Annotated in this window: 3 protein-coding genes; all 3 read left to right on the forward strand. The window is 51.0% G+C overall.

Going from position 1 to position 2,683, the window contains the following annotated elements; genetic code table 11:
- The coding region (locus tag Q0Z70_RS13470) for a sugar transferase (protein WP_298075319.1) at positions 1-372 on the forward strand (372 nt) is incomplete at its 5' end.
- A 174-nt stretch (positions 373-546) separates the two neighbouring features.
- On the forward strand, positions 547-1,719 hold the full coding sequence (locus tag Q0Z70_RS13475) for a glycosyltransferase family 4 protein (protein ID WP_298075321.1): 1,173 nt from the start codon (positions 547-549) through the stop codon (positions 1,717-1,719).
- A 32-nt stretch (positions 1,720-1,751) separates the two neighbouring features.
- Positions 1,752-2,683: flippase (locus Q0Z70_RS13480; protein ID WP_298075323.1), on the forward strand; the 932-nt coding region annotated here is incomplete at its 3' end.

Here is a 2,683-nt window from a genome sequence, read left to right on the forward strand (position 1 = left end):
GCCCTGTATTCCGGCGGCAAGGACAAACGCATGACCAAGATCGGCAAGTTCCTGCGTGAGCACCATCTCGACGAACTGCCCCAGCTCTGGAACGTCTTCTGCGGCCAGATGGCCTTTATCGGACCGCGACCGGAGCGCAAATTCTACATCGACCGGATTATGGAGCGCGACCCCCGTTATCGCTACCTCTACCAGATACGTCCGGGTGTCACCTCCTACGCCACTCTCTACAACGGCTACACCGACACTATCGAGAAGATGCTCCGCCGCCTGCGCTACGACCTCTTCTATCTGGAGCATCGTTCCTGGGCCTTTGATTTCAAAATCCTCTGGATGACGTTCTTCAAAATCGTGTTTGGGAAAAAGTTTTAAACGACATTACATAAATAAATATTACGGATATGACACTATTATGGGTTGCACTCGCCTTTGCAGCGGGCTGTATATTCGGAGCAGTGATGATGAGCCTGTTCGTTGCGGGAAACCGGGCCGAACAAGATTTTGAGGGGGGGGGGAATTTCCTCAAAACGAGCATAATACATCGGTATGATCGGCCCGGATTCGCTGTTATATACTGCCGCATCGTTCCTCGTCTCCTTTGCGACAGCATGGTGGATATTCAAGTACGTCCTGCGGATAGCCGTCGACAAGAACATCGTCGACAATCCGAATGCCCGCAAGCTGCAAAAGGAGCCTGTTCCGGTGTTGGGCGGTGTCGCCGTGGCCTTCGGCATCCTCGCCGCGACGGTCATAGGCGGGATATTCTGCGACATGTCGAAGGTCTATCCCCTGACAGGTATCATGATGATTATGCTCTACATAGGTGTAATGGATGACATATTGGGGCTATCCCCTCGCTTGCGGTTCGTTGTCGAAATTCTCGTCGTGCTCGCCCTCATATATACTACCGGCTTCGCCGTCAACGATTTTCACGGACTGTGGGGCATCGGCCGGCTGCCGCAGGGATTTGCCGTATGCCTGACTGTCTTTGCCGGCGTGGGCATCATCAACGCCATCAATATGATCGACGGGGTGAACGGGCTGTGTTCGGGCTACTGCATCTTCGTCTGCACGGTATTCGGCGTATTTTTCGCCTCGTTCGGAGGGACGGCAGGAGCTTTCTTCGCCGCCGCCTGCATCGGAGCCTTGATACCGTTCCTGTGCCACAACATCTTCGGATTGAAGTCCAAGATGTTCATCGGCGACGGGGGCACGCTGCTGATGGGAACCGTCATGACGTACTTCGTCCTCGACTGCCTGCACGGCGATGTGGCGGCAGAGACCGCCCGGAACGAAAATCTGGGGCTCGTGCCCTTCGCGCTCTCGGTGTTGGCCGTACCGGTGTTCGACACGTTAAGGGTGATGACGGTGCGGATGCTGCGCGGCCGATCGCCGTTCGCACCGGACAAGTCGCACCTGCACCACCTGTTGTTCGAATTCCACTTCTCGCATATCGGCACCACCTGCACGGAAATACTGCTCAATATGCTGGTCGTAGGTGTATGGTGGACGGCTTATGCACTGGGCGCCTCTATCGACATGCAGCTCTATGCTGTGCTGCTTATGGGCATCGGCGTTACCTTCGGGCTGTACGGACTTCTCACCTGCATCCGCAAGCGCGACACCCGCTTCTACCACGCCCTGCTCCGCTTCGGCGACCGAACCCACGTCGGACACTCCCGCTGGTTCCTAAAATGCAGAGAGAGGTTAGATAGATAAACGATTTTTGGGCGGAAGGCAACAACAGAGCAATGGCATCGATTAAGCGCAATTTTGCATACAACGTTCTGCTGAACGTGTCAAGGGTGATATTTCCCTTGATAACGGCGCCATATATCTCACGGGTATTGGAACCTGACGGTATCGGGTTATTCAATTTTGCCAATACCTATGCCGGATATTTTGCTCTATTTGCCGTATTGGGGATTCCATATTACGGTATTCGTGAAGTCGCCAAGTTACACGACGACAAGGAGGGTTTGTCCAGACTCGTATCCGAACTGATATCAGTTTCGTTCATTGCGACTTTCATCGTTACACTGATTTATGTTACGAGTATTTTTCTTATGGGGCAATTAGATGAAAATCGCGTTATTTTTCTGGTGTCGGGCCTTCTGCTCTATTTTGCACCGTTTCGCATCGACTGGTTTTATTCCGGACTCGAGCAGTTTAAATATATCACTTTGCGAACCGTTATTATCCGTACCGTTAGCATTATCTGCATGTTCATCTTCGTGCGGACAAAGTCGGACTTGCTCATTTACGTGATATTGAATGTCTGCGGAACAATCTGCGGCGATATATGGAATTATGTGAAATTGTTACGGTCAGGTATCAGACCACGATTAACCTTTATCGGGTTGAAGAAACATCTGTCTCCGTTGTTTATCCTTTTTGCTTCGTCTATCGCCATATCCATATATACGATTCTCGATACGCTGATGCTCGGATTCATGACAGACTATCAACAGGTGGGATATTACAATAATGCGATGCATTTATCCAAAGCCGTGTTGACGATAGTAACAAGCCTTTCGGCAGTGGCGATACCCCAAATGTCGCAATACTACAAGGAGAAAGAATTCGATAAAATCAATGATTTGGCAAACAAGTCTTTTTTAATCATTTCGTTTATTGTCTTTCCTGCGGCAGTTGGCATAGCTTGCCTTGCTCCGACGTTTGT

Source organism: uncultured Bacteroides sp. (assembly GCF_947632445.1).
In the GTDB taxonomy this organism is placed as follows: Bacteria; Bacteroidota; Bacteroidia; order Bacteroidales; family Bacteroidaceae; genus Bacteroides.

What these genes read in the sequence shown, in the direction of transcription:
- Q0Z70_RS13475 (WP_298075321.1), top strand. Translation starts at nt 547, where the DNA reads ATGATCGGCCCGGATTCGCTGTTATATACTGCCGCATCGTTCCTCGTC.